Origin of the sequence: Bellilinea caldifistulae (assembly GCF_001306055.1) — a bacterium.
Classification (GTDB): Bacteria; Chloroflexota; Anaerolineae; order Anaerolineales; family Anaerolineaceae; genus Bellilinea; species Bellilinea caldifistulae.
This window is the reverse complement of record NZ_LGHJ01000028.1, coordinates 1-23,999: the sequence shown is the minus strand read 5'-3', so window position 1 is coordinate 23,999 and position 23,999 is coordinate 1. Positions and strand designations below refer to the sequence as shown.

17 protein-coding genes are annotated in these 23,999 nt (G+C 51.5%); 8 read left to right on the top strand and 9 right to left on the bottom strand.

The features are described 5' to 3' along the window. Genes AC812_RS16535 through AC812_RS16520 form a run of 4 tightly spaced genes read left to right on the top strand, consistent with a single transcriptional unit; the run spans window position 1 to window position 12,085 of the window. Window positions 1-2,724 carry a DNA methyltransferase gene (locus tag AC812_RS16535; RefSeq protein WP_082149207.1) on the top strand — a complete coding sequence of 908 codons (2,724 nt, stop codon included), beginning with the start codon at window positions 1-3 and terminating at the stop codon, window positions 2,722-2,724. A gap of 27 nt (window positions 2,725-2,751) precedes the next feature. After that, a complete protein-coding gene (locus AC812_RS16530) occupies window positions 2,752-6,354 on the top strand; it encodes a hypothetical protein (RefSeq protein WP_061919058.1) in 3,603 nt (1,200 codons plus the stop codon). Between the two features lie 2 nt (window positions 6,355-6,356). Further along, the gene (locus AC812_RS16525; protein WP_061919057.1) at window positions 6,357-11,381 is read left to right on the top strand and encodes a DEAD/DEAH box helicase; all 5,025 of its coding nucleotides are present in this window, start codon (window positions 6,357-6,359) and stop codon (window positions 11,379-11,381) included. Next, the gene (locus tag AC812_RS16520; RefSeq protein WP_061919055.1) at window positions 11,378-12,085 is read left to right on the top strand and encodes a hypothetical protein; all 708 of its coding nucleotides are present in this window, start codon (window positions 11,378-11,380) and stop codon (window positions 12,083-12,085) included. The genes AC812_RS16525 and AC812_RS16520 overlap by 4 nt, the downstream gene beginning before the upstream one ends. 127 nt (window positions 12,086-12,212) lie before the next feature. Here AC812_RS16520 and AC812_RS16515 read toward each other — a convergent pair whose 3' ends face one another. The 5 genes from AC812_RS16515 to AC812_RS16495 all read right to left on the bottom strand — a co-directional run bounded on the left by AC812_RS16515 (window position 12,213) and on the right by AC812_RS16495 (window position 14,532). Further along, the gene (locus AC812_RS16515; protein WP_061919053.1) at window positions 12,213-13,022 is read right to left on the bottom strand and encodes a hypothetical protein; all 810 of its coding nucleotides are present in this window, start codon (window positions 13,020-13,022) and stop codon (window positions 12,213-12,215) included. Window positions 13,023-13,303: 281 nt separating this feature from the next. Then, window positions 13,304-13,573: a hypothetical protein gene (locus tag AC812_RS16510; protein WP_061919051.1), complete on the bottom strand. Its 270-nt coding sequence runs from the start codon at window positions 13,571-13,573 to the stop codon at window positions 13,304-13,306. After that, window positions 13,566-13,874, bottom strand: coding sequence for an SWIM zinc finger family protein (locus AC812_RS16505; RefSeq protein WP_061919049.1), 309 nt, complete (start codon window positions 13,872-13,874; stop codon window positions 13,566-13,568). The genes AC812_RS16510 and AC812_RS16505 overlap by 8 nt, the downstream gene beginning before the upstream one ends. A gap of 77 nt (window positions 13,875-13,951) precedes the next feature. Continuing rightward, window positions 13,952-14,158, bottom strand: a complete 207-nt coding sequence (locus AC812_RS16500; protein ID WP_061919047.1) for a hypothetical protein — start codon at window positions 14,156-14,158, stop codon at window positions 13,952-13,954. Continuing rightward, window positions 14,155-14,532 (bottom strand): hypothetical protein, encoded by a 378-nt coding sequence (locus tag AC812_RS16495; protein WP_061919045.1) that lies wholly within the window; start codon window positions 14,530-14,532, stop codon window positions 14,155-14,157. The genes AC812_RS16500 and AC812_RS16495 overlap by 4 nt, the downstream gene beginning before the upstream one ends. Between AC812_RS16495 and AC812_RS17740 the strand changes: the two genes are divergently transcribed. Further along, window positions 14,531-14,686 carry a hypothetical protein gene (locus AC812_RS17740; protein ID WP_157235499.1) on the top strand — a complete coding sequence of 52 codons (156 nt, stop codon included), beginning with the start codon at window positions 14,531-14,533 and terminating at the stop codon, window positions 14,684-14,686. The two genes, AC812_RS16495 and AC812_RS17740, sit on opposite strands and share 2 nt — an antisense overlap. Before the next feature lie 422 nt (window positions 14,687-15,108). Here the strand turns inward: AC812_RS17740 and AC812_RS16490 are convergent, their stop codons facing one another. The 4 genes from AC812_RS16490 to AC812_RS16480 form a co-directional block, all read right to left on the bottom strand. Further along, window positions 15,109-15,306, bottom strand: coding sequence for a hypothetical protein (locus AC812_RS16490; RefSeq protein ID WP_061919043.1), 198 nt, complete (start codon window positions 15,304-15,306; stop codon window positions 15,109-15,111). A gap of 214 nt (window positions 15,307-15,520) precedes the next feature. Then, window positions 15,521-15,679, bottom strand: a complete 159-nt coding sequence (locus tag AC812_RS17735) for a hypothetical protein (protein WP_157235496.1) — start codon at window positions 15,677-15,679, stop codon at window positions 15,521-15,523. A gap of 355 nt (window positions 15,680-16,034) precedes the next feature. Beyond that, on the bottom strand, window positions 16,035-16,325 hold the full coding sequence (locus AC812_RS16485; RefSeq protein WP_061919041.1) for a hypothetical protein: 291 nt from the start codon (window positions 16,323-16,325) through the stop codon (window positions 16,035-16,037). Beyond that, window positions 16,322-17,140, bottom strand: coding sequence for a tyrosine-type recombinase/integrase (locus AC812_RS16480; RefSeq protein ID WP_062158985.1), 819 nt, complete (start codon window positions 17,138-17,140; stop codon window positions 16,322-16,324). Before AC812_RS16480 ends, AC812_RS16485 begins: the two co-directional genes overlap by 4 nt. Before the next feature lie 320 nt (window positions 17,141-17,460). On the opposite strand from AC812_RS16480, the gene AC812_RS16475 reads away from it, so the two are divergent. The 3 genes from AC812_RS16475 to AC812_RS16465 all read left to right on the top strand — a co-directional run bounded on the left by AC812_RS16475 (window position 17,461) and on the right by AC812_RS16465 (window position 23,866). Then, window positions 17,461-22,848 carry an RHS repeat-associated core domain-containing protein gene (locus tag AC812_RS16475; RefSeq protein WP_062158983.1) on the top strand — a complete coding sequence of 1,796 codons (5,388 nt, stop codon included), beginning with the start codon at window positions 17,461-17,463 and terminating at the stop codon, window positions 22,846-22,848. After that, window positions 22,845-23,147 carry a hypothetical protein gene (locus AC812_RS16470; protein WP_061919035.1) on the top strand — a complete coding sequence of 101 codons (303 nt, stop codon included), beginning with the start codon at window positions 22,845-22,847 and terminating at the stop codon, window positions 23,145-23,147. Before AC812_RS16475 ends, AC812_RS16470 begins: the two co-directional genes overlap by 4 nt. A 149-nt stretch (window positions 23,148-23,296) precedes the next feature. Then, window positions 23,297-23,866, top strand: coding sequence for a GIY-YIG nuclease family protein (locus tag AC812_RS16465; RefSeq protein WP_061919034.1), 570 nt, complete (start codon window positions 23,297-23,299; stop codon window positions 23,864-23,866). The last annotated feature ends 133 nt before the right edge of the window (window positions 23,867-23,999 follow it).

The window sequence follows — 23,999 nt, the reverse complement described above, 5'->3', positions numbered from 1 at the left end:
ATGCATCAAGACGAACTGTTTGAGCAAGTCAATGCTACCCCAATGGTTTCCGAAGAAGAACGTCAGCAATGGCGGGAGAAACTATGCCAGCACCTAAAAGATGCGCAATTCCGCCAGATTCCCGGCTTTCCCATTGCCAGCGACGAAGCCATCCTCAACCTCTCCGATCCACCCTACTACACGGCTTGTCCCAATCCCTTCATGGAGGAAATTTTGGCGCAATGGCAGGAAGAACGGCGCCAGACCCGCGAGAAAATGGGCTTGCCCAACGATGCCGAGAACCACTACCATCGCGAGCCATTTGCCGCAGATGTCTCGGAGGGTAAGAACGATCCTATCTACAATGCCCATTCGTATCACACCAAAGTGCCGCACAAAGCCATCATGCGCTATATTCTGCACTACACCGAACCGGGCGATATTGTGCTGGACGGATTCTGCGGCACCGGCATGACCGGCGTGGCGGCGCAATTATGTGGCGATCAAAGAACTGTGGAGAGCCTGGGCTACCGCGTGGATGAGCAGGACATCATCTGGGAAGGTGATAAGCCCATTTCCCGCCTGGGGACGCGTAAAGCCGTGCTCATTGATCTCTCCCCCGCCGCCACGTTCATCGCTTACAACTACAACACCCCGGCCGATGCGCGCGCCTTTGAGCGTGAAGCCCAGCGCATTCTCCGGGAAGTAGAAAAAGAATGCGACTGGATGTACGAAACCTGGCACACGCCCCCCTCTCCCGCTGGGAGAGGGGCTGGGGGTGAGGGGGTAAAAGGCAAAATCAACTATACCGTCTGGTCGGATGTCTTTCTCTGCCCGCAGTGTGGGGCAGAGATGGTCTTCTGGGACGTGGCGGTGGATCATGAAAACGGGCAGATTCGCGACGATTGGCACTGTCCTGGATGTGGCGCCCTGCTCAGCAAGAGCCCGCGCAAAGAAAGCCGCACCCTGCGGGTGGAGCGCGCCTTTGAAACCAAGTACGACCGCGCCATCGGGCAAACCGTGCGCCAAGCCAAGCAGGTGCCGGTGCTGATCAACTACAGCGTGGGCAAGAAGCGCTACGAAAAACGCCCGGATGCCGCAGACCTTGCCCTGCTGGAGAAAATCGAAAACAGCGACATTCCTTATCCGTTCCCGACCTATCCTTTGCCGAAGGGTGACAAAACCAGCGACCCGTTTAACGTGGGAGTTACCCACGTGCACCATTTCTACACCCGCCGCAATCTATGGGCGCTGGCGGAAATTTTTAAAAAAATGGGAAAATCTCCACACAAAAATTATTTGCTTTGGCTACTTACAGGAATTACTGAAGGCTCCTCAAAATTAAACCGAGAAAGGACAAGTGGTATACCTAGTAAATTATCTAGAACTTTATATATTGCATCCACAATTAGAGAGATAGATCCAATTCCTTTTATCTCAAGAAAATTCTATAAACTTCTAAATCTACTGATAAGAACTAAGAAGAATAGTTTTGGTTTATTATCAACCCAATCGAGCAACAGATTAAACTTGCCTAATAATTCATTAGATTACATTTTTATTGACCCTCCCTTCGGCGCCAACCTGATGTACAGCGAACTCAACTTCCTCTGGGAAGCCTGGCTGGGCGTTTTCACCAACAACGCGCCCGAGGCGGTGGTCAACAAGACCCAGCGCAAGGGCTTGCCCGAATATCAAGCCCTCATGGAAGCCTGCTTCCGCGAGTTCTACCGCGTGCTCAAACCCGGGCGCTGGATGACGGTAGAGTTCCATAACTCGCAAAACGCCGTCTGGAACGCCATTCAAGAAGCCCTGTTACGCGCCGGTTTTGTGATCGCCGATGTACGTACGATAGACAAAATACAAGGAACATTCAATCAGGTCAACGCCTTTGGCGCCGTCAAGCAGGACCTGATCATCTCGGCTTACAAGCCCACCGCCATATTTGAACAGCAGTTTGCGCTGGAAGCCGGTACGGTGGAGGGGGCCTGGGAGTTTGTGCGTCAGCATCTGGAGTTCCTGCCCATGCCGATGCTGAAGAACGACGTTCTGCTCGAGTTCGTCCAAGAGCGCGCCCCCTATGTACTGTTCGACCGCATGGTTGCCTATCACATTCAGCATGGGTTTGCCGTGCCCCTCTCTGCGCCGCAATTTTACGCTGGCTTAAAAGAGCGCTTTGCCGAACGCGAAGGGATGATTTTCACCTATCCCCAAGCCAGCCAGTTTGACCGATTGCGCCTGCAAGCCGAGCGGGTAGAGCAAATGCCGCTGTTGATCACGGATGAGAAGAGCGCCATCCAGTGGTTGAGGGTTCAACTGGCAGAAGGTCCCAAAACGTACTCGGATTTGCTCATCCGCTTCAACCAGGAAAGCCGCAAATTGCCCTACGAAGCCATGCCCGAGTTGAAAACAATGCTGGAGGAAAACTTTCTGGAGGATGCAGAGGGGCTCTGGCGGTTACCGGATCCCTCCAAAGAAAGCGACTTGCAAGCCCTGCGGGAGAAGAGTTTACTGCGCGAGTTTGCCGCCTATCTGCAGAGTAAGGGGAAGTTGAAAGCCTTTCGATTGGAAGCCATCCGAGCGGGCTTCAGCCGGGCGTGGAAGGAACGCAATTACGCTGCCATTGTCCAGGTTGCCAATCGCCTTCCGGAACGGGTATTTGAGGATGATTCTCAGTTGTTAATGTATGCCGACAACGCGCGCCTGCGTTGGGAGGATCAGCCAAGACAGCAGAGCCTTTTATAAAAAATTGGAAAGGGGGAGAATAGGCGTATGCACCTTCACGAATGGGAAACTTACTTAGAACCTTATCTCAGCCAAATTCAGTTGCTGGGAGAAATTCCGCTTTCTCGGGAACAGCATGCGGAATTGGAAATAGAGCTGGAAAAATGGATACGTCGGTACGGATTAACCCAAGCCACTCGAAACTTCGGGACACATTTTCCCGCCGTTTTTGTGACCTATCTGTCATTTAAGGCAGCATTCAACGACGAACGCAGTTTTTGGGATAAGGTAGCCGAAGCGTTTGAAATAGATCACGTCGCAATATTTCACCCAAACCATCACTGGGGAAGATTGTTCCGCGAAATTATTCAGCAGTACCCCAATCTCCGGGACTTTCGAAATGAGTTCGAAGAAGGATATATAAATCCCATCCGTCTTCATGGGGGCATTCCGGCTTACTCTCTAGCGGATTTCTTTCAGCACATTTTGCTTCCTTCGGTGCAAAAACCCCCTTACAAAGATCTGGAAGACGGTCGAGCACTGGAAGAATTGCTCAACCATTATACGGCTGAATTGTTTGTGGATGACGTTGTGCGTCACTTTTTCCAATATGGGGGGGAACCGGCCCAACGCTTTTTCAGCAAATGCCGCCAGATGGCGCGTGAAGCCGTGCAAGGGAACCCCATTCCCGATGCAGCAACTTTAGGTATCCGCCCGTATGTGGTACAAGCCTTTGAGCATTTCTGGCAAAACCGGGCTGAATTATCCATTCGCCGGCGTTTGCCGCGTTTGTATTTTGATCCCTACGCTCCCGGCTTAAACATTCAATTGCCTGCCCAACCTATCTCTTCTGAAGAGCAATCGCGTTATGTCTGTTTTTTCTGGAGGATACGCCTTGTTGATAGCACCCAGCCTGTTGGGGAAGAAGGAACCCTTCGTCTGCGTGTTCGACGCAGTGGTTCAGAAGTACATACGGATGAAGTTTCCTACCAGCCGGAGACGCTTGCTCCATATGCCGAAATTTCCTTTGTAGGGCAAAGTGAAGAAGGAAACGAAACAACGCTTTTTAAGCGTTCTCTGCGTCTTTTGCCCTCTTCCGAAGTGCCTGTTTTTGCCTTCCGTTACAGGGATAATAGCGCGTGTTCTCTCAACCCGGTAATCCCTGCAGAGACGTTGTGGCTTTTCTATCCGGCGGATGCTGAATTGTTGTTTTCAGGGTCTGTTCATGAAGTTGAACATTTACATCCTTTCCCACCACCTTTGGACAATTGGCAATCCCAAGCGTGGGATCTCAGGAATGCCAGCCTCATTCGTTTACAGCGCCAGGGGCAGGATGTTTGCCCCCCTTTGCCTGTCCGGTGGACACAAGAGCCAAAAATTGTTGGCATACTTTTACCCCAAAGCCTGCCGATAGAAGAGAAACCCGTCTATCTGGGAAGTCCCGGTTTGGAACTCCCTGTTCATGATTTTGAGCATTTGGAAAGTGAACTGAGCCGCTGGAAAATTCACCTGCAGTCTCGTTTCGCTGCAAACCCGCAAGGGAAGTGGGAGTATTCTGCCGGCGATTTTCCGGGCGAGAACGTTCCGGAAAACAATGTGGTTCGATTATCTCTCCATAAGGTGCTGGGAGAAGCCCCCTGCGGTACTTTTCATCTTACAATCCAGCGGGGCAATAGTTTTCAAGCAGAACTCCCCTTCCGTGTTTTGCCCTCTTCTATTCAGGTGGAAGATCTTCACCCTTATTATCTTCCTGATTGGCAAGGGGCAAAGGATGTGCAGTTTTCGATTCGGCTTCCAGAGGGTTTCTCTCTTTCCCTGTTGGAAGATAGCGAGGCGGAAATACAAAACATAGGCGACAGGTGGCAAATCAACGTACCTGCGGAAGACGAACAGGTTGCTCTGCAAATTGAAAAGCCCACCGAGAAAGAGATCATTCGGGTACCTTTCAAGATTGAAATTCCACACTTGAAGTGGTCATTAGAATTGATATCCGGTAAACCCCGTGAATGGCAAGATAAGCCTTTATCCTTATCCCTCGCCAAAATACTCCAAAGCGACAATCCCCGGTTATTCCTGAAAATTCCTTCTGCGATGGAATTGGATATTGTGGAGCTCCATTTAACGGATGACAACGAGAATGAAACCCTACAAGTACAACCTCCCCAACAAACATATCAACGGGAATTGGTTTTTCAACTCAATGCATTTCATGATACTTTACGAAGCCATTCCAGGGCGTCTATCTTATATTTCATCCTGAAAATGCAATTCAATGAGCAAAGCATTGAGTTACCGGTTTTGCAAGCCCATCGCGATCTTAATATTCAAAAATGTGAAATCGAGATTCTCCAGAACAGAGGCAGGCGGTTGCACTGGTTTGAGCCTGAGCCGTTGCGTCAACGATATGTGCGTATTTGGGGTCTGTGGCAACCCTGGTCAGATCCAATTCAGATTCCTGTTCCTGACGATCTTTCTCCCAGCACGCGACATAACGAGCCGGGTTGGTGGCAAATGGATATTCCGAAAGAATATTCTTTGCCGCCTTCTCAATATCGCCTTCAATTTGTGGCTATGGGACGGTATGATTTGCAAGATCCACCTCCGAGACCACCGGAGAATTCCATCCTTATAGAGATGGTTTCTCCACCTCAAAGGTTAGACGAAATTGAGGAACAACTGCAAATACATCCTCAACGATCCTTTGCCTTGCATCTGGAAAAAGCCTGTATTTACCACAGCCAAAAAAATGCCAGCCAGCTTAATCATGAAATCCAATGGTTATGTTCAAATTGGTCCAGTGCTCCCCTGCGACTGCTTTACTTTCTGCAGGATTGGTTGGCAGAGATTGACCCTTCGAGCAGGAAAGCTATCCTTCTAAACATGTTCCGGAAAGAAACTCTTTTGAGACTTCAGCAAGATTCAGATAAAAATTTTGTGCAAAGGTATCTTGATCTTGTTGTGAATGCAAGAACTCTGAACCCGGAAAGTGCCTATCTCGTAACAGGAATGTCCAAAAATCCTCTGGTCATGCTGAGAGCATTGGAGGTGCTCATCAAAAATTCAGATAGTCGTGGTTTGGATATATTGCAAAATTATTTGCAGCAGGGAAAAATTTCGGAAGAGGGCGCTGCAAACGTACTTCTTGCGAATCCTGAATTTTCGTTTCCTTTCTTGAGAGAAATGCCAGATAGTCCAATTCGATGGAGATTACTGGGCTTTTTCTCAGCCAAACACAGTTGTCCTGATTTAGTGGTACATAAGGGATACTGGGTGCTCAGTGATGCGGGCTGGGGAAAAATTGTCAAAATTGAAGGTTCAAGCAGCAATGATTATTTCCTTCTCGAAAAAGAGAAACCGCGTTTGCACATTGTTTTGAGGGAGGAAGAGACGCGTGAAGAGACATCAATTGCCGAGGAAGCAACTATTGACCTTGAAGCAAATGAACTGAGTTTTATAGGAAGAAACGCAGGCCAAATTTGCACAAAGTGTAAGCGATTTATCACCTGTAAAGGTATTATTGCTTGGGAGAGGCATCGTCACACCACCCAGCACCAATATGATACTTTCCCTATTGTTTTCCCTTACAAAATGACCCTTCCTCTTCGCTTTTCTGTTCACTCCCCCCAAGATGTTTTTTCTGATAAGGAGTAACGATGAAAAACACCCTTCATCCAATTCACACCACAGCCCATCTAAGGGATACCTATATTCGCTACTTGAAGACCATCAAGCCTTTTCAAGATGAGCGCTTGCGCAAGGAGTTTGCCCAAGCCCTGGAAGAAGAAGACCTATTGATCAAGGGACCGTATCTGGAAATTACCCCACCTTTTGAGACAGGAAAGAGCATTCGTGAATTGGTTCAGGAGGGAATTCTTTCACAAAAGTTTCAAACCCTGTGTGATCCAGGAGGATTGGACTACGAGCGTCCATTATACCTTCATCAAGAGACAGCCATCCGCAAAGTCCGCAACGGACGTAATGTTGTGGTCACTACAGGTACTGGTAGTGGAAAAACCGAAACGTTTCTAATTCCTATACTCGACGCATTGCTTCGGGAAGAAGAAAACGGCACGCTTTCCCAGCCGGGGGTGCGTGGAATGTTGTTATACCCCATGAATGCTCTGGCAAACGACCAAATGGATCGTTTGCGGAGTATATTGAAGCAATATCCTGCTATTACATTTGGACGCTATATTGGAGAGACTCCAGATGGTCAGAATATGGCGGAGCAATTGTACCGAGAATTACATCGGGAAAGTCCTTTCCCGGAGCCCCTACCCAATGAATTAATCAGTCGTCAGCAAATGCAACAAACCCCACCACACCTATTGTTGACCAACTATGCGATGCTGGAATATCTCTTATTGCGTCCGAAAGACTCTCCGCTTTTTGATGGGGAAACCGGACAGCACTGGCGATTTATTGTGCTGGACGAAGCCCATGTGTATGATGGCGCGCAGGGTACAGAAATCGCCATGCTTTTGCGCCGTTTACAGGAACGTGTTACTCGAAAAAGCCCAAAAACACTCCAAGCCATTGCCACAAGCGCAACCCTGGGAGACGAAAGTCCTGAGAATTTACAAAAAATTGTTGAGTTTGCTTCCCGGTTATTTAACTTACCTTTTGAATGGATTCCTGAAGACACCAATCGTCAGGATGTGGTTTTAGGGAAACGCAAACCCGAAAGCGAATTAGGAGATGTATGGGGAGAAGGCACTGAGCAATTGTATGTTGAAGTGGCTTCTCTTGCAGAAGGGTGGCGGCAAGGTCAACAGCCATTCATTCCTGATGAACTTTCTGGAGTTCCTGATAACATTCTTTCACAGGCTGCTAAGGAAGCTCAATCTCACCCGGAACAGGCAGTGCCAAGATATATTTACCAGGTGCTTAGAGGGGATGGTCGCATCCATAAACTCCGCAGTTTTTTGAGAGAGAAACCCTATAAGTTCAACGAAATCGCTGGCATTATTTTTGAGGATCTGCCAAAGGAACAAGCCCAATCTTCCCTCGCCAACCTGGTATCTGCGGCTATCTTAGCGCGGGAAATGCCTCAAAGTGCCCCGCTCTTACCTGCCAGGTATCATGTTTTTATTCGGGCTTTGGAAGGAGCATTTGTTTGTCTTAACACCCATGCGCCTGAACATCAAAGCCCTAATCCAAAACCAATTTTGTTTCTCAAGCGACAAAAGTTCTGCCCTCACTGCGGAAGTCGAGTGTTTGAAATAGCCAACTGCACACGATGTGGGGTAACGTACCTGATTGGGAACGAAACATCGGGTAAAGATATTGCGGATGAAAAGTATGTCCGTCTCGATTTAGATTTAGAATACCTCACTCAAAACAGTGTGCTATATCAGAACGAACTGGAAGCCAAGCGAGTAGAGTATTTTTCCTTAGAAGAGAAATTAGATAACGTTGAAGTGGATGAAGATGCCCTGATTGAGGAAAAAGCAGAAATTGATACTCATGTTGGCACTGAAAAGCCTAATCCCGTTGAAATTTGCCCAAAATGTGGTGCTTTGTATTTTCCTGGAACGGGCGCAAGACGTTGTGATTGTGGAGTCCCATTCTTGAAATTAGCGAAAATCGAAATGGAAAAAGGGAAGACCTTAATTCGATGTACTTCCTGTTCAACTTACAACCGGAACGGGGTGGTATATCGCTTTCTTACCGGTCAGGATGCTCCGGTGAGTGTTCTGGCTGGCGCTTTATATGAGCATGTACCTCCTGCGCGAAAAGAAACGGAGCGTCAATACCCCGGTGAAGGACGGAAAATGCTGGTTTTTTCCGATAATCGCCAGCAAGCGGCTTTTTTTGCTGCTTATCTGGAACGTGCTCAAAAGAAGATTTTGCAGCGTCGTTTAATTACAAAGATGTTGAAACAACAAAGTCAACTGGACATGGGAGAACCCATGCGTGTACCCGATTGTTTGCCCCCCCTAATCAAATTGGTTGATCAATATGGGGTTTTTTATATAGAAGAGTCGATCAGGAACAAGCGAATAGAGGTAGCATCCTGGCTCATGCAAGAATTCAGTGGTTTAGATAAACGAATTAGTCTCGAAGGGGTAGGGCTGGTCTATTTCCAACCAAAATTTGGGGCAGGGTGGATGCTTCCAGAAGTTTTCAACCAATCTCCGTGGAATCTGACTTCAGACGAAGCGAAAAACCTCTTAACCATTTTGCTAAATACACTCCGTCGGCAAGGAGCGGTAACTTATCTGTTGGAAGATGAAGGGATTGATTTGTTAGCAGAAAGGCAAAATGCCTTTCTGCCCAGAAATAAATTGTTCTATGTGCGAAATAATGGAGCGAGTGTAACAAGTCAACAAGGAATTTATAGTTGGTGTCCTGCACCCAATATGAAGAATACGCGCCTTGATTATTTGACGCGGTTGTTAAGGCGCCAACAGTCTCAGTTAGCAGAAGACAAAGTTCTTACGCTTAGTCTCGAGTTATTAATGGAAATTTGGGAATATCTCACAGGAAACGCCAGTCCTGTGCAAGACTTTTGGCTGAAAAAAGCAAACATCAAAGGTGAAGGGGTATTGTACCGCCTGAACCATCAAGCCTGGGAAGTTATTCCAGCCATAGATGAAGGTATAGGGAAATGGTATATTTGCGATAAATGCCAAAACCTGACCCCACATAATTTGAATAATGTGTGTCCCACATACGGGTGCATGGGATCCTTGCATCCGCTCGGTGATCATGGTGCATGGCTTAAAGATAACATGTATCGTTCCCAATATCTTCACGAGTACATTGTCCCTTTAGAGGCTGAAGAACACACTGCCCAATGGGTCTCTGCAAAAGCAGCAGAAGTTCAAAAAGATTTTGTTGTAGGGAAAATCAATGTTCTGAGTTCTTCCACCACCTTTGAATTAGGGGTAGATGTTGGAGACTTGAATGCAGTGGTACTGCGCAATATGCCCCCTTCCAGTGCAAACTACATTCAACGTGCTGGACGGACTGGGCGTAGGACGGATAGCGTAGCAATGGTAGTCACCTTTGCCCAACGTCGTCCTCATGACTTGATGTTTTATGATTCTCCGGAAACGATGGTTTCCGGAAAAATCCGTCCACCCATCATTTCACTGAAGAATGACAAAATTATTCGACGCCATTTACATTCGGTAGTCTTTGCTGCATTTTTCCGATGGGTGAAAGAAAATTACAACATTGAGTACCGGAATGTGGGAGATTTTGTGGATCCGGAAAACATATCTTACCCTAATGGGCCTGAATTGCTTAAGAAATTCCTTCAAAATCGTCCGTCTGAAATTGAACTTGCACTTGAGAGAATTATTCCCAATGATGACGAACTGCGCGAAACATTAAAATTGAAAAATTGGGAATGGCAGGTTTATTTACTGGAAAGTGACGAAGCTGTTTTAGATAAATCTGTTCAAACCATTCAGAGAGAAATCAATGAATTCCAAAATTTAGAGCAACAAGCATCTGCGAACCGAAATTATTCCCAGGCACAAAAATACATGCAAATCCAGAAACAGATTCGTGAACGAGATTTATTAGGGTATTTGGGTTCTACGAATGTCCTACCAAAATATGGTTTTCCAACTGATGTAGTTACATTGCAGACGAATCACCTTAATATTGAAATTGCAAAAGATATTCAGTTAGAACGTGATTTACAAATAGCTATTTCTGAATTTGCTCCCGGTGGACAGGTGGTTGCCGCAAAGCGGATTTGGTACAGCAAGGGGATCAAAAAACATCCCCAAAAATCATGGGAACCTTTCTCGTATGCAGTTTGTCCAAATTGTAAGCGAATGAATATAAGAGCGGGTGAGACAGCACCCATTGATCATTGTGCTGTGTGTGGGACGATGGTTAATATCAGGAACAGGTTAGCAGGAACTTTCATTATACCAGAACTTGGTTTTGTGGCTTCAAGCGAAACGGATATACCGGGAGAACAACCCCCAGAACGGATCTACGCAAGCAAGGTTTATTTCTCACACTACACAACTCAATCGAACACCTACGAAAAACTAGATTTACCTCTGGAAATCGACCCAGAGTTCTCATCAGGTATCTCCGTCTACAAGGGTTATTCCCGATATGGTTGGTTAGTGCGGGTGAATAACGGCTACGGGGATGGCTTTCGAGTGTGCAGAACATGCGGATACGCTGAAGTGGTTAATCCTTCTCAACATCGTCACAAGAAACCCAATCACAAAAACCCGGAAACTGGCAAGGAATGTAGTGGAACTTATGCAATTTATCACCTTGGACACCGCTTTATGACCGATGTGCTGGAGCTTAACTTGAGTATTTCAATTCAAGATGAGAAAACTATTTATTCGGTCCTCTATGCCCTGTTATTTGGTGCTGTGGAAAAATTGGATATACCTGTAAATGAAGTGGACGGGGTTGTGTATTACCGAGAGGGTACACCCTCATTCATCTTGTATGATAACACCCCCGGAGGCGCAGGTTATGTCCGCATGATTTATGACAATCTGTATAAAGTATTTGAAGGCGCTTATGATCGGGTGGTAGGATGTAAAGGTTGCAGTCAAGATACCAGTTGCTACTCATGTCTGCGCAGTTATCAGAATCAGTATCTCCATGATAAACTTGAGCGTCGTTTGGCTTGGATAGTTCTTGGGCAGATTCTAGACAAACCTCTACCACACGAGGATGCTATATGACCATTTTTGACCGATTTATCCGTTATGAGTGGGCAGAATTTGCGCTGAATGTGGCCATGCAAAAAGGGGATCCCTCTCAGATTAAACCTTTTCTGATAATGCAAGGGATAGCTCCTCAATCAGGGCGAAGAACAGCAAACATTTTATCGAATATGTGGTTTCCCAAAGAACCACTTTACCAACGATTGAAGGAAAAAGCAGTAGTCCTTTTACCCAATTTATCCACTAATGAGCATTTGGCTCTTCACTGGGGAATGTCTTTGTGTATATTCCCTATATTTAGCCAGACGGTAAAAATAATTGGTTCTCTATCGAAAATCCAAGAGACCATCACAAAGCAAGAGGTCATTTCTAGAATTCTAGGAGAATATAGCAATCAGATAACGATTAAGAGATCAATAGAACGAATAATTCAAACTCTTCTCAATTGGGGAGTCCTGGAACAAAGAGAAAATGGCTTCATCACATCATCTCCAAGGATAATCTCAAATACTGAGTTGATTGAGTGGTTATTTGAAGCAGTAATTTTAAAATCTCCGGACAGATATTTACCGCTTCAAGACTTAATCAGGGCAAATGAAATTTTTCCATTTGATATTCAATTACCTATTTTGTCAATCTACGAAAATCCTTCCTTTAGCATACATCGAGATGCAAGCGGTGAAGAGATAATTGGTATCAATTATTCAGTTATCCTTGGCTAAAAAACCAAACTCAAATTTCTTTTTAGCTAAGTTACGATAGGCACTGGATATCCTGAAAATGGTATTATTATTGCATTCTTAAGCCTATGAGCCGGACTGGGTAGTCCGGCTCTGTTCCCGCAGGGAATTAGCCAGCATAGGCGGATTGCAGGCTGAGGAATGCCCGCGCCATGCGCTGCAAGTGGATGCCTTCGGGCTTGCCTTGTGGGTCATAGCCCTTGCCATCCGTGTTTGCAGCCCAGCGTACCCATCCCTGACCGGCAGGGCCAGACTTCCACACTTCGGCAATGGTCTTGTCTTTCATCTTGCCAAAGTGGATGACGGTCTGACCCGGATCGGCCAGTTCCGCTACCGGTGCAGGCGTTTCAGCCGGTTCAGCAGACGCAACCGCAGGCGCAAGGGTGGGTTTCGGCGCAGGCTGGGGTGTCACTTTGCCATTGCCGTTCGGGGCAAAATCCTTGTGAGACCGCAGTCCCAGGTACACGCTTTCCTGGAAGCCGATATTGCTAACGGCGTTCCCCAAAGCGTTGGTAATCGCCCCTTTCATGGCGTAGGCAATGTTTGCGTTTTCGCTTGCGCCACTGGCATGGATGGAGCAGACATGGGTCACGCTGGCAGTATCATTTTGAAGCCTGTACCAGAACTTCAAATGCGTCAACACCGCAGACCAGACGCCATATTCATTGCCCCTCGCATTGGTGCGGGACTCGTAGCGGTATTCCAGATTGGCAGGGTCATACTCGTATCCCCAGCCGTACCCACACAACCCAAACACATGATTAAGCGTTTTCCGCATCCAGTTCGGGTCAATGTCGGTCAGGTCAACCGCTCCCGGCACTGCCTTGTATGCCCCGGCGGGCAACTCTTGATCCAACTGCTGGATGGCTTCATCCAGCGTCAGACCGGTTAGGGTGAAGATGTTAGAAAGAGTGGACATGGTAAACCTCCTTTTTGCGCCCTCGTCCGCAGCCGAGGGCAATTCAGAGTGTATTGCCCTGCTGCGTCAGGGGTAAGCCACACAGTCTCGCTCCACCCACGATGTACAATCGTGAGCAGAGGGAGGCCGTGCGGCAGGGAGATTTACCCGTCCCGTATCCGCCTATGCTGTTGTTAATGTGCAGTCCCTTGCGGGAAATCACCCTGGCGGACTTGCACCGCCTTTCGCACTGTGCAGGGTGGAATTTTCGGATGGGCAGGGCTGGGTAGCCCTGCCGGGTGTTACTCGCTCGCCATTTGCTCTCGCCAGATCATCTCCAATAAGGGACTGATCTGCTTCCGCCAGGACGGTTCGATCTTTTCCAGACAGTCGAGACAAAGAACATAACTGCCGATCATCGGTGCCGGGTTCAGCGGTACTTCTGCGTTACACAGATCGCAGTACACCTCATCGGCGGTCAGCATTGGACCCTCTTCCAGGAGATTGCCGTCCCAGTCGTAGATGGCATAAGACGGTCTCTCTTCCGGGTACCACAGGGTGATCTTAGCCATGCTGCGCCTCCTCTACCCGTTGCTGGTGTTCCACCTGTGCCAGCAAGATATGCTTGCAAGGCGTTTTGTGGCCCCGCTTCTGGAAGTCCGGGCAGGTACAACGCCATTCACCGGTTGCAGGCTTGTAACCCACAAAGTAGGTCGTGCCTTGCGGATTGCTTTGCCGGGAGAAAATCTCCCACAGTATGGCGGTATTCCCGTCAGGGGCTTTGGCGGTCATCCGCGAGACAATTTTGATCAGCCCGTTGGCTGCACCCAGCAGCCCTTTTTCCAGCCGTTTGAGTGTGGCTTCTTGCAACATGATAATCCTCCTTTTCCCGGTACGCCGTGCCGCACCGGGAGAGACTAGTTCTCCCCGGCACGGCGGGGTTTTTGGCGTTACCGAAAGGAAGGGACGGCTTGCAAGGGTTCGCCATACACGATTTGACCGCTGGCAGAACGCCAAGCGTGGGTGGTGTAACGGCGTTTTCCACGCCCCAGTAACCGCAGCCAGACTACCCAACGGTCATCTCCCAGGTCGGAGACCAGGATGACGACAAAAGTGCTTTTACCAATTCGGACGATTTCGCCTACTTCTGGTCTCATGGCATATCCTCAGCAGGCTCTTCTTCGTCTTCATCAGTCAGCACAGTCAGCACGGCTCCGCAGTCGAGGCAGTGGACTTCCTCGTGGAGGTCATCCCAAACCTCTCCTGCGTCAAAGTGATAGCCGCCGGTAGTGATGACGGTGGTTCGCCGGTGAGGACATTCTTCCTGCTGTTGTTCCAGCCAGGCATCGTAGAGGTAGCGGATTTCATCGTACACATGCTCATTGAGCGCATCTGCCAGATGATCGCACAGGTATTCGATGAATTTCCGCCAATCTTTTGCCTGTTCCCGATAGACCAATGCGTAGAAAACGTCCTCTTCGGTAACGGTGACTTGGGCAACGATTTTGCCCGGTAGAGGGGTGAAAGACATGGCAATCCTCCTTCGGGTCGGCTCCGCACCGCCGACCCATGTGGTGTATGAGTCGGCGGGCAGGTGCGGCTGCCCGAAAGAGAACGAGGCGATTGGCGAGCGATATAACCTTGTTAAGGTGCAAGACGGGATTTATCCGTCCCGTCAGCGGTGAGGTTGGCATGGCGGGCAGGAGGGTGTCCTTCCCGGCGGGAGATTGGACGCCGCAACCCGTTCCCGGCTGTGCCGGAGTTTGCGCCCGCTCTCCCTGAAATGAATTTGGGTATTGCAGGCTCTCACCTCCTTTCGGGTGGGTTTTGGCATCCGGCAGGGCAGAGCCGGAATTGTCAAGCGCACGGTTTCCGCTTCCCGTACACATCCCTCCGGGTAGAGGGACGCCTGTTTATACTGCCCTGCCAAAACCGCCCTGCCGGAGTTGCACCGGCGGGACTGCGAGGGCGGTTGGCTTAGTGCTGTTGGTAATGTGCTGTTGGTAATGTGCTGTCGGTATATCATCGCTCCAAAACGGAGCGGAGTTCTCGGAAAGAGGGCTTTACCCAAGCCCTCTTGGGGGGCAGGGCTGGGTAGCCCTGCATTTTACCGCCGCCAATCCTCCTCACTAGCCGGTCTTACCGGCCAGACCATCCCATGCTCCCAACGCCAAACCCAGTCACCATCGTCTCTTACCCACACGAAAGAGACCGGGTGTTTTGCGTGGAATCGGTGGGCTTTATCGGAGGCGTCAACGGCAATCATTTCGTCAAACTCAAAGAATACGTAAAAGAAGACGAACATGGTTTTCCTCCTTTCGGGTCGGCGCTGCACCGCCGACCAAATAGTTTGGTGGCGGGTGCAGCCGCCCAGAAAAGAGACTGCCGTTGACAAGCGGCGGTGTTAAGGTACTGCGCCCTTTCGGGCAGATCACTCCTGCGGGATTTGCACCCGCACACGGCACTCTGCGGAGCGGTAAATTTGGAGAGGGGCTTTGTGGCCGCTCTCCGGGGGGACTTTACCGCCTGCGGGTCAAAAGCGTGATGATGACCTCACGCTCATCCTTGTCTTTTGCCTGTTTTAGCATCCGAAGGATGAAGTATTTTTGCGCCAGGTCATACGCAATCAGCAACACGGCAAAGATGACCAGCAGGGGGATTGCTTGGAGCAGGTTCATGGCATCACCTCCTTTCGTTCCCCATTCCGGCGGGAGAGTGCTGCTCTCCCTTCGGAGTGGGGAACGAAAGGGATTTGTCCCAGTGGACGCCGGTAAGCCGGTGAACTGCTCGCTTGTTAAAGTCCCGCCACGGGCTTTGTAAGCCGGTGGAAAGTGGCTGTCCGGGAGTTGCACCCAGAAGGCGGCTTATCCGCCAGCCGATAACCAAAAAACCCGTTGGCAAATGCTTTCGCATTCGTCCAACGGGCTTTGTAAGCCGGTTTGACGCTTTGACGCTTTCAGTCAGGTGGAGGGGCTTTGTGAGCCGCTCCTGACCGTATTCTAGCAAAAGAAAAGACAGAGTGCAAGTGGCTTTTCAAAATTGTTTGGAAAGCAGTCGTTCCAGGTCTTGCATCCGCAGCAAGATCAAATCGTCCGCATGGCGTTTGCCCGCCTCGTGCAGCACTACCTGCGGCAGGCGTTCACCGGCGTTGTGGACTGCCTGCGCCAAAGCGTCCTTCAACCAGCCCGGCAGTTCCTTGCGATGCTTGACTTCCACCGCCAGCCGGTCAGTAATGACATCCGGCGTTGCTCCGCCGGTTGCGCCCAGACGCCTGCCGTTCAGCCGCTTTGCAATCGCCCGTTCGGTGTGCTTCCAGGTGGTCATATTCCCTCTACCGCCTCCTGTATTCGCTCGGCGGTCGGGTGCAGATAGCGCCCGGTCGTCTCCAACCGGGAATGTCCCAAAATCGCCGCAAGAGTGGCCACATCCACACCCTTCTCGATGGCACGGGTGGCAAAGGTGTGGCGCAGGGTGTGCGGGCTGGCTTCGACACCGGCGATGCGGGCATACTCCGCCACCATGCGCTGGACATCCCGCTCCGAGAGCGGCTTGCCCGTGCGGGAGAGGAACAGGTCATCGCCTGCTACCTGGGGGCGTTCGTCCAGCCAGGCTTTCAACGCCTGGCGCACCTCGCCGTTCAGCGGTACACGGCGGGTCTTGTTGCCCTTGCCGCCTCTTACCGTCAGCCACCCTGAACGCCCGTTCATTTCGACATCACCCACCCGCAGGTGGACTACCTCACCCACCCGCAGACCTGCCCGTGCCATCAGGTTGAGGATGGCGGTATCCCGTGTGCTGCCTTCGGCGGCAGCCAACAGTCTGCCCAACTCACGGGCGGAGAGAGCCTTGACCGGCGGCGTGACCTGCTTGGGGCCTTTCACCTTCAAGGTGCGTCCCAGGTGGCGCAGGAACGAACGGAGGGCTGCCAACCGCAGATTGACGCTCGCCGATGAGAGCCTGCGGACGGTTTGCAGGTAGGCGGTGTAGTCCTTGACCTCAACGGCAGTGAGCAGGTTCCAGTCCACGCTTGCGCCGGTGGTTTGGGTGTACCAGTCGGCAAATTCGTTCAGTGCCGCCCGGTAACGCTCTGCCGTGCGGGGGCTGGTGAGGGTTGCAAGATACTCGTCCATGGGGTTCATGGGTGCGTTTTCCTCCCGCTAAAAACATTGTGCGACGCAGTTTAAGGCGGTTTTAAGCCCGAAAAATGGGGATTTTGGGGCTGTTTTTGGGGTTTCTGCGTCTTACAATAGTTATTGTACGACTATGTTGTACGACGCGCAAAATGGCCGTTTGCACCTGAATTCTAAGGACTTGTTAACCTATTGTTAACATTTACGACCTCAAAATTGCCCTTATGGAAGCCTCCCTGGCAGTCTGCCCCTGAGTATCATAAAGAAAATACCGTTTCCCGTCTTTTTTCGAACCAAAAATCTCCTTCCAACCGGATACCATACTTTCCATGCATACACTCACGACTAAAAACCTCCATGCAAATATTATTCGCTTCTTTCTTGTCATCAGCCTACTGACCAACACTTTCCTCCCCATCCGGAAGGTCTCATCAGCGGCAAATCCGGTTTCCGCAGGCCACTTTCAACCGGCTGCTCTATCATCCAATCTGGCCTCATCCCCCCTTCCTATTGTCTCCCAATATCCGGTCCCTGCCTCGGTCTCTCAATCCAGCCTCCCCGCTGCATATCACTACGCCAATGGGATTCTGGAAACCGGCTTCGATGGCAGCCCCTGTTCGGGCTATTTTAACTGCGTTGGTACAGTATCCTGGTCTTCCCCCCTCAATGCCATTGGTGTGCAGGATGGGGCCAGCGCCAGGTTGATCAATTCCTCCCATTATGCGGATGGGAACGGCTTGCGAGCCTGCATGGTGGTCACACTAGGGCAAATCGTTCACCTCACCAACGCAGCTATTCAAGCCTTTGTACATCAACCACAAAATGTCACGCAGGATATGGGCATGGAGTTATCCGTATCCCCTACCCCTCTCCCCTGCGAATCGCCGGATTGGGTCATTGCCTATCCTTATCAGGAAGTGGGAGGGTATCAAGGGGCAGGGTGGTATGGTGGAATCTATACCGGTGATGTACAAGCCGTTCGGATTCGCGTTTGGAGTAATGGCGGTAACGCTTTTTGTGATCCAAGGGAATTCTATATCGACTCGGTTCGAGTTTATGGAACTTTATCGGCCCTCTCCAACCGCTCCACCCTGTCCTCCAATCAACCCAAGAACGGGCAGGGTGACCCACGCGAGTGTGCCGTCAGCGCCTGCGGGGATGCAAGCGAAACGGCCGGTGACCCGATTGACACCCGCACCGGCAATTTCGATTACAGCCTTGTAGATCTCTCCCTCCATACCGTTGCTGGGGAACTCTCCTTCCAGCGCTCCTATGCTTCCCTCGCTGTGAACACCACCCTCTACCCCACCAACCTCGGCCCGGGCTGGACACACAATCAGGATGTGCGCCTGCTCTTCGAAGACGATACGGTCTGGTTCAAGGCTCACACCCTCAACCAATACCGCTTCCTTGTACAAGGCGACGGCACTTACTCACCCTACCCGGGAGTGCTGGCTCAACTGACCTATAATTCCCCTACCAACACCTACATGCTCATTGCAGCCGACCGTTCCCGATATACTTTCGATGGCAGTGGACGTTTACAGTCTTGGCGGGATGAGCGTGGTTTCGGCTTCGATTATACCTACACGGAGGGACAATTGACTCGCGTGAGCGAGCCGCTCAGCGGGCGTTTTCTGCAATTCGAGTACCAGAACGGCCGTCTGGCTGCGGTGAGTGACTCGGCCAACCGTCAGGTCAGTTTTGGTTACAATGCCAGTGGTGACCTGACTGAATTCAATGATGTGCGCGGCCAGGTCTGGCAGTATGCCTATCAGGATCACCGCCTGACCACCGTCATTGCCCCCGGCAATCCGCCTTTTGTGGAACTGATCGTTCACTACGACTCGCAGGGACGCGCCTTCCAGCAATACAACGCAGCCAATGAGCGTATTGTCCACCTGACCTTCAACCCCGATGGCAGCACCACCGTGCTGGACGCACTCGACCGACCCCGCACGGACGGCTACGATGACCGCCACACCAACATCTGGCAGAGCGATCCGGCCGGCTATTTGCTGAACAAGACCTACGATGCCAACTTCCGGCCCATTGAGGTGCGTGATCCATACAACCGCAGCATCGAGTATCAGTGGAGCGCCAACGGAGCCAATCTGACCTATGTCCGCGATGCGGCGGGTAACGAAACCCATTTGGAATATGACCCGGTCAACCGACTGGTGCAGCTGACCGATCCGCTAAATCGTACCCTGACCTTCACCTATGCGGGGGCGTTGCTGCAATCCACCAGCCTGCACACCGGCAGCGCCACGCTCACCACCACCTACACCTACACCACTGCTGCCGATTTTCCCCAACCGCCGGGACTGCTCAAAGCTGTCAGTGACGCCCTCGGCCGCACCACCACCTACACCTATGATTCCCTCGGTCAGCTGGTGCAAATTCAGGATGCCGCCCAGAACTTCACCCATTTCGAATATGACGAGATTGGGAGACCGGTAAGTCTGACCGACCCGCGCGGCAGCGTTACCCACCTGAGTTACGACCCGGCGGGCAACCTGATCCGGTGGGTGCGTAACTACGACCCCGCCAAAACCCAAAACGAGGACAATCTCTTCAACCTGACCGAAACCTTCACCTACGATTCGCTCGGCAGGCTGCAGCAAGCCACTGACCCGCTCGGTCAGACCACCTCCTTCACCTACGACCCGGCCGGACGTTTGATTCAAATCACCGACCCGCTCGGCAACTCTCTCCACTTTGCCTACAATCCCGCCGGGCAATTGATTGCCCAAACCGACCGGCTCGGCCAGACAACCTCGTACGAATACGATACTGCCGGGCGGCTGTGGCGGGTGCGGGATGCCCTGAACCGCATGGTGGTGACCTTTTCCTACAACCCCGATGGCACACTGGCTGAGGAAAGTCATCCCACCGCCGCCGGGGACTATCTCATCTTCTACGAAACCTACGATGCCCTGCGCCATCCGCTGCGAATCATGGATAACACTGGACACACCATCGAACTGACCTACAACCAATCCGGGCAGGTTACCTCGCGCACGGATGGACTTGGCCGGGTAACGCGTTATGAGTACAACTCGTTGGGGCTCTTGAGCGCGGTGGTCCAGAACGCCGTTTCCGGGGCAGTTCCCGACGCCCAGACCAACGTGCGCACCCAATACGACTATGACCTTTTGGGCAACCTCACCGGCATCACCGATGCCAACGGCCACAGCACCACTTTTACGTATGATGTACTCGACCGACTGATCGGCATCACCGACCCGTTGGGCAACGTGACGACCTTTTCTTACGATCCGCTCGGCAACCTCACCGCCCAACACGACCCCAACGGCAACACTATCCTCAATTCTTACGACCTCGCCAACCGGCTGCAGGCGGTGGATTATCCGCCCGGCACGGCGGATGTGTCCTTCGAATACGATTCGCTCGGCCGTTTGACGGACATGCAGGACGGGCTCGGCCGCACCAGCTGGTCTTACGACCCCCTCGGACGCATTACGGCGGTTACCGACCCCTTCGGCAAGACTCTGACCTACGGCTATGATGCCGAAGGCAGGCGCACCAGCCTTACCTACCCGCCCACCGCCGGAAAAGCGCTCACTTACTACTACGACCCGCCCGGGCGGCTGGTTGAGGTACGCGAGGGCAGCACGCCGCTGGTGCAGTACACCTACGATGTCACCGGGCGGCTGATCCAGCGCAGTCTAGCCAACGGCGTCTCCAGTCACTACACCTACGATCTCAGCGGGCAGCTAATCGAACTCCAGCACCTGACCCAAGACGATATCTACACCTATGCCTACGAATACGATGCGGTCGGAAACCTGACCCTGAGCGAGGAAAGCCGCCAGAGCCGGGCTACATCCACCCCGACCGTCACGCTCACCCCCAGCCCAACCCCCACCAGCACAGTTACCCTGACGCCCACCCCCTCCGTAACGCCGAGCCGTACCCCAACCCGCACGGCTACCGCCAGCCCAACCCCCACCCGCACATCCACATCCACCCGCACCCCCACGCCAACACCACTACCGCTTCGCAAGGTCTTCCTGCCATTGGTCTGCAACCTCTGCAGTGGAACGCTCCCACCGCCCTATCCGCCACCACCTTCTTCCGGCGGCATGGATGCCCAACGTAGCAGCCCGCCGCTCGACCCCTACCCCGCCCCGCTGCCGGAAAGCCAGACAACCCCCTCCCAAACCTCCCTCAACCCGTGGCCCTGGCTGCAGCCCTTGGCTGATTTCTTCGAGACTTTCCTGACCCGCCTGCAGACCGCGCTGCTGCCCGTTACCGGCAAAGGGCTGGCCGTTCCACCACCTGCCTCTGCTCCGCAAACCGCTGCCGAGGTTATCCAAATTGGGTACGAATACGATGCGCTCGACCGCCTGACTGCGGCTCAATCCAGCACCGGCGATACCTTCACCTATACCTACGATCCGTCCGGCAACCGCCTCAGCCAGACGCAAAACGGCGTGGCCACCCTCTTCACCTACGACGCCGCCAACCGCCTGTTGAGCGCCGCAGGAACAGCCTTCAGCTGGGACGACAACGGTAATTTGCGCTCCGACGGGCTCAACACCTATACCTACGATGCTGCCAACCGCCTGAGCACACTCACCGGCCCCGCCGCTGCTTACTCCTTTGCCTACGACGGGCTGGGCAACCGCTACCGGACCACTGCCGATGGCAGCCTCACCACCTTCACGCTGGATAGCGCCGCCTCACTCCCGCAGGTACTTGCCGCAGGCGACGCTCTGTATTATCATGGATTGGAGCGCATCGCCCGGCAGGATGCCGCTGGCGAGTTGGATTACTTCCTCACCGATCGGCTCGGCTCTGTGCGTCTGCTGACCGATGCGGGCGGAAATGTCATCCGCAGCCAGTCCTTCGACCCCTTCGGGAATTTGCTTTCGGCCAGCGGCAGCACCTTAACAAATTACGGCTTCACCGGCGAATGGCACGACCCCACTGAACTAATCTATCTCAGAGCGCGCTACTACGCACCACAATGGGGGCGCTTCCTCACCCGCGACCCCTTCCCCGGCATCCTCTCCCAGCCCGCCACCCTCAACCCTTATCCCTACGCCCTCAACAACCCCCTTCGCTACACCGACCCCAGCGGGGAGTTCATCGAGACGCTCTTCGATGCAGCCATGTTGGGCTTTGACCTTTACACGATTGCCGATAAGGCCAGGCGCGGCTGTGCCGTTGGCTGGGGAGACTGGGCTGCGTTGGGTCTGGATGCCCTCAGCCTGGCAGTGCCCTTCCTGCCTGCTGGGGGCTTGGTCATCCGCTTTGCCGCCCACGCCGATGATGCAGGTGATGTGGCAAGACTGACAAGAGACATTAATTCCTTATATGACGGTGTTCGTTCTGCTTCCGCTTACCTTCAAAAAATGGGAGTTCCACATTCGCTAAGAAAGCAAATTATCGAGTCGTTTGAGATCCCCACCATTAGAGTTAGGGTATCTACTTTTGCTGAATATGGAATCAGGTACTATGACAATATCAATGCTTTTGAAAAAGGCCGCTTTCTCTTCGAGACATTTCCTGCCTCTCAACAAAGTTTGGCTATTAAGCGCGAATGGAATCAAATGACTCGCTTCAGACAATGGCAAATCCGCCCTGGCACAACAATCATTGAAGGTCGAGCCGCTCCTCAAGGACAGTTCTTACCAGGGGGTCAAATTCAAAAATTCGTGTTGAGCTTAGAGGATTTGATGCCATGAAAAAAGAGCAGGTGGTTACAACCATTCAACAAGCAGTTGATGCCCTTGATGAGCATGTTGCATCCGTTTCAGTTCCTGAATCTGGGCCTATGTCAAGAAAGCAATTGGAATTCTTTCGCGAACAGTTATTGGATATGCTCAAATGCATTCAGGAAAATCGTCAGAGCCTGAGCACTAGGGGGATGATGGGATGGATAATTATAGACTCTTGGCCATTAAATTCTATCCTTGGAGAGATAATCATCAAAGCAGAACAAAACTTTTGGGATTATAACCAGTTATCTAAGAGGAAATCTTAATGCCGAAAATCTTTCCCAACATAGCCGACATAGATTTGCTCCTAAGGTATCCAGATTAGTAATTTTTCCCATTTTTGCTGCACCTTAATAACACGAGCTTTCCTTGCCCCCTCCGCTTCACCGACCCCAGCGGGGAAAACCCCTTCCTGTTGTTAGGCGGTTTCGGCGGCCTGCTGGGTGGGGTGGCCTACGGGTATGGCGTTCAGGTCATCCGCAACCTCAACCAAGGGCTGTGCTTCTGGGATGCGCTCTCGTTCAACATTGATGCCGGGCAGGTGGCGCTTTACGCGGCGGTAGGCACACTGCTCGGAACCGGTTTGGGGGCAGGAACCGCTAGCATTCACCCCTTGCTTGCCCATCTGGGTACCGCGACCACCATCGCCACCACCCTCTCCGCAGATGGAGACCCAACCAATGAAGTACGGACTGGTGCTTACACCGTTTATCAGGTGGTTCAAAATGGCGTAACAAAATACGTGGGCATACCAAATGATTTTGTTCGTCGAGCTGGAGAGCATCTCAGAACACGGAGCTGGGTTATCGAGCCTATCCAAGGCCTGGAGCACTTTAGTCGCGCAGATGCTAGAGCGGTTGAACAGGTTCTGATTGAGAAGTATGGATTAGCAAACCTCTATAATCAAATTAACAGTATTTCTCCAAATAATCCAATCTACCATGATGCTATTTCGCGTGGGGTTGATGTATCATTCTTTCTGTAAATTCTTGGACCTTAACAAAAATGGTGAGTCAGAAGTATCCTTATACGGTGACCAAACCAAATAAGGAGAACCCAATGACTCACCAAAATGATTATAACCTTTCTGCAGGGACGATCGAAGAAATTTTGCGCAA

What these genes read in the sequence shown, in the direction of transcription:
- AC812_RS16535 (WP_082149207.1), top strand. Translation starts at nt 1, where the DNA reads ATGCATCAAGACGAACTGTTTGAGCAAGTCAATGCTACCCCAATGGTT.
- AC812_RS16530 (WP_061919058.1), top strand. Translation starts at nt 2,752, where the DNA reads ATGCACCTTCACGAATGGGAAACTTACTTAGAACCTTATCTCAGCCAA.
- AC812_RS16525 (WP_061919057.1), top strand. Translation starts at nt 6,357, where the DNA reads ATGAAAAACACCCTTCATCCAATTCACACCACAGCCCATCTAAGGGAT.
- AC812_RS16520 (WP_061919055.1), top strand. Translation starts at nt 11,378, where the DNA reads ATGACCATTTTTGACCGATTTATCCGTTATGAGTGGGCAGAATTTGCG.
- AC812_RS16515 (WP_061919053.1), bottom strand. Translation starts at nt 13,022, where the DNA reads ATGTCCACTCTTTCTAACATCTTCACCCTAACCGGTCTGACGCTGGAT.
- AC812_RS16510 (WP_061919051.1), bottom strand. Translation starts at nt 13,573, where the DNA reads ATGGCTAAGATCACCCTGTGGTACCCGGAAGAGAGACCGTCTTATGCC.
- AC812_RS16505 (WP_061919049.1), bottom strand. Translation starts at nt 13,874, where the DNA reads ATGTTGCAAGAAGCCACACTCAAACGGCTGGAAAAAGGGCTGCTGGGT.
- AC812_RS16500 (WP_061919047.1), bottom strand. Translation starts at nt 14,158, where the DNA reads ATGAGACCAGAAGTAGGCGAAATCGTCCGAATTGGTAAAAGCACTTTT.
- AC812_RS17740 (WP_157235499.1), top strand. Translation starts at nt 14,531, where the DNA reads ATGGCAATCCTCCTTCGGGTCGGCTCCGCACCGCCGACCCATGTGGTG.
- AC812_RS16495 (WP_061919045.1), bottom strand. Translation starts at nt 14,532, where the DNA reads ATGTCTTTCACCCCTCTACCGGGCAAAATCGTTGCCCAAGTCACCGTT.
- AC812_RS16490 (WP_061919043.1), bottom strand. Translation starts at nt 15,306, where the DNA reads ATGTTCGTCTTCTTTTACGTATTCTTTGAGTTTGACGAAATGATTGCC.
- AC812_RS17735 (WP_157235496.1), bottom strand. Translation starts at nt 15,679, where the DNA reads ATGAACCTGCTCCAAGCAATCCCCCTGCTGGTCATCTTTGCCGTGTTG.
- AC812_RS16485 (WP_061919041.1), bottom strand. Translation starts at nt 16,325, where the DNA reads ATGACCACCTGGAAGCACACCGAACGGGCGATTGCAAAGCGGCTGAAC.
- AC812_RS16480 (WP_062158985.1), bottom strand. Translation starts at nt 17,140, where the DNA reads ATGAACCCCATGGACGAGTATCTTGCAACCCTCACCAGCCCCCGCACG.
- AC812_RS16475 (WP_062158983.1), top strand. Translation starts at nt 17,461, where the DNA reads ATGCATACACTCACGACTAAAAACCTCCATGCAAATATTATTCGCTTC.
- AC812_RS16470 (WP_061919035.1), top strand. Translation starts at nt 22,845, where the DNA reads ATGAAAAAAGAGCAGGTGGTTACAACCATTCAACAAGCAGTTGATGCC.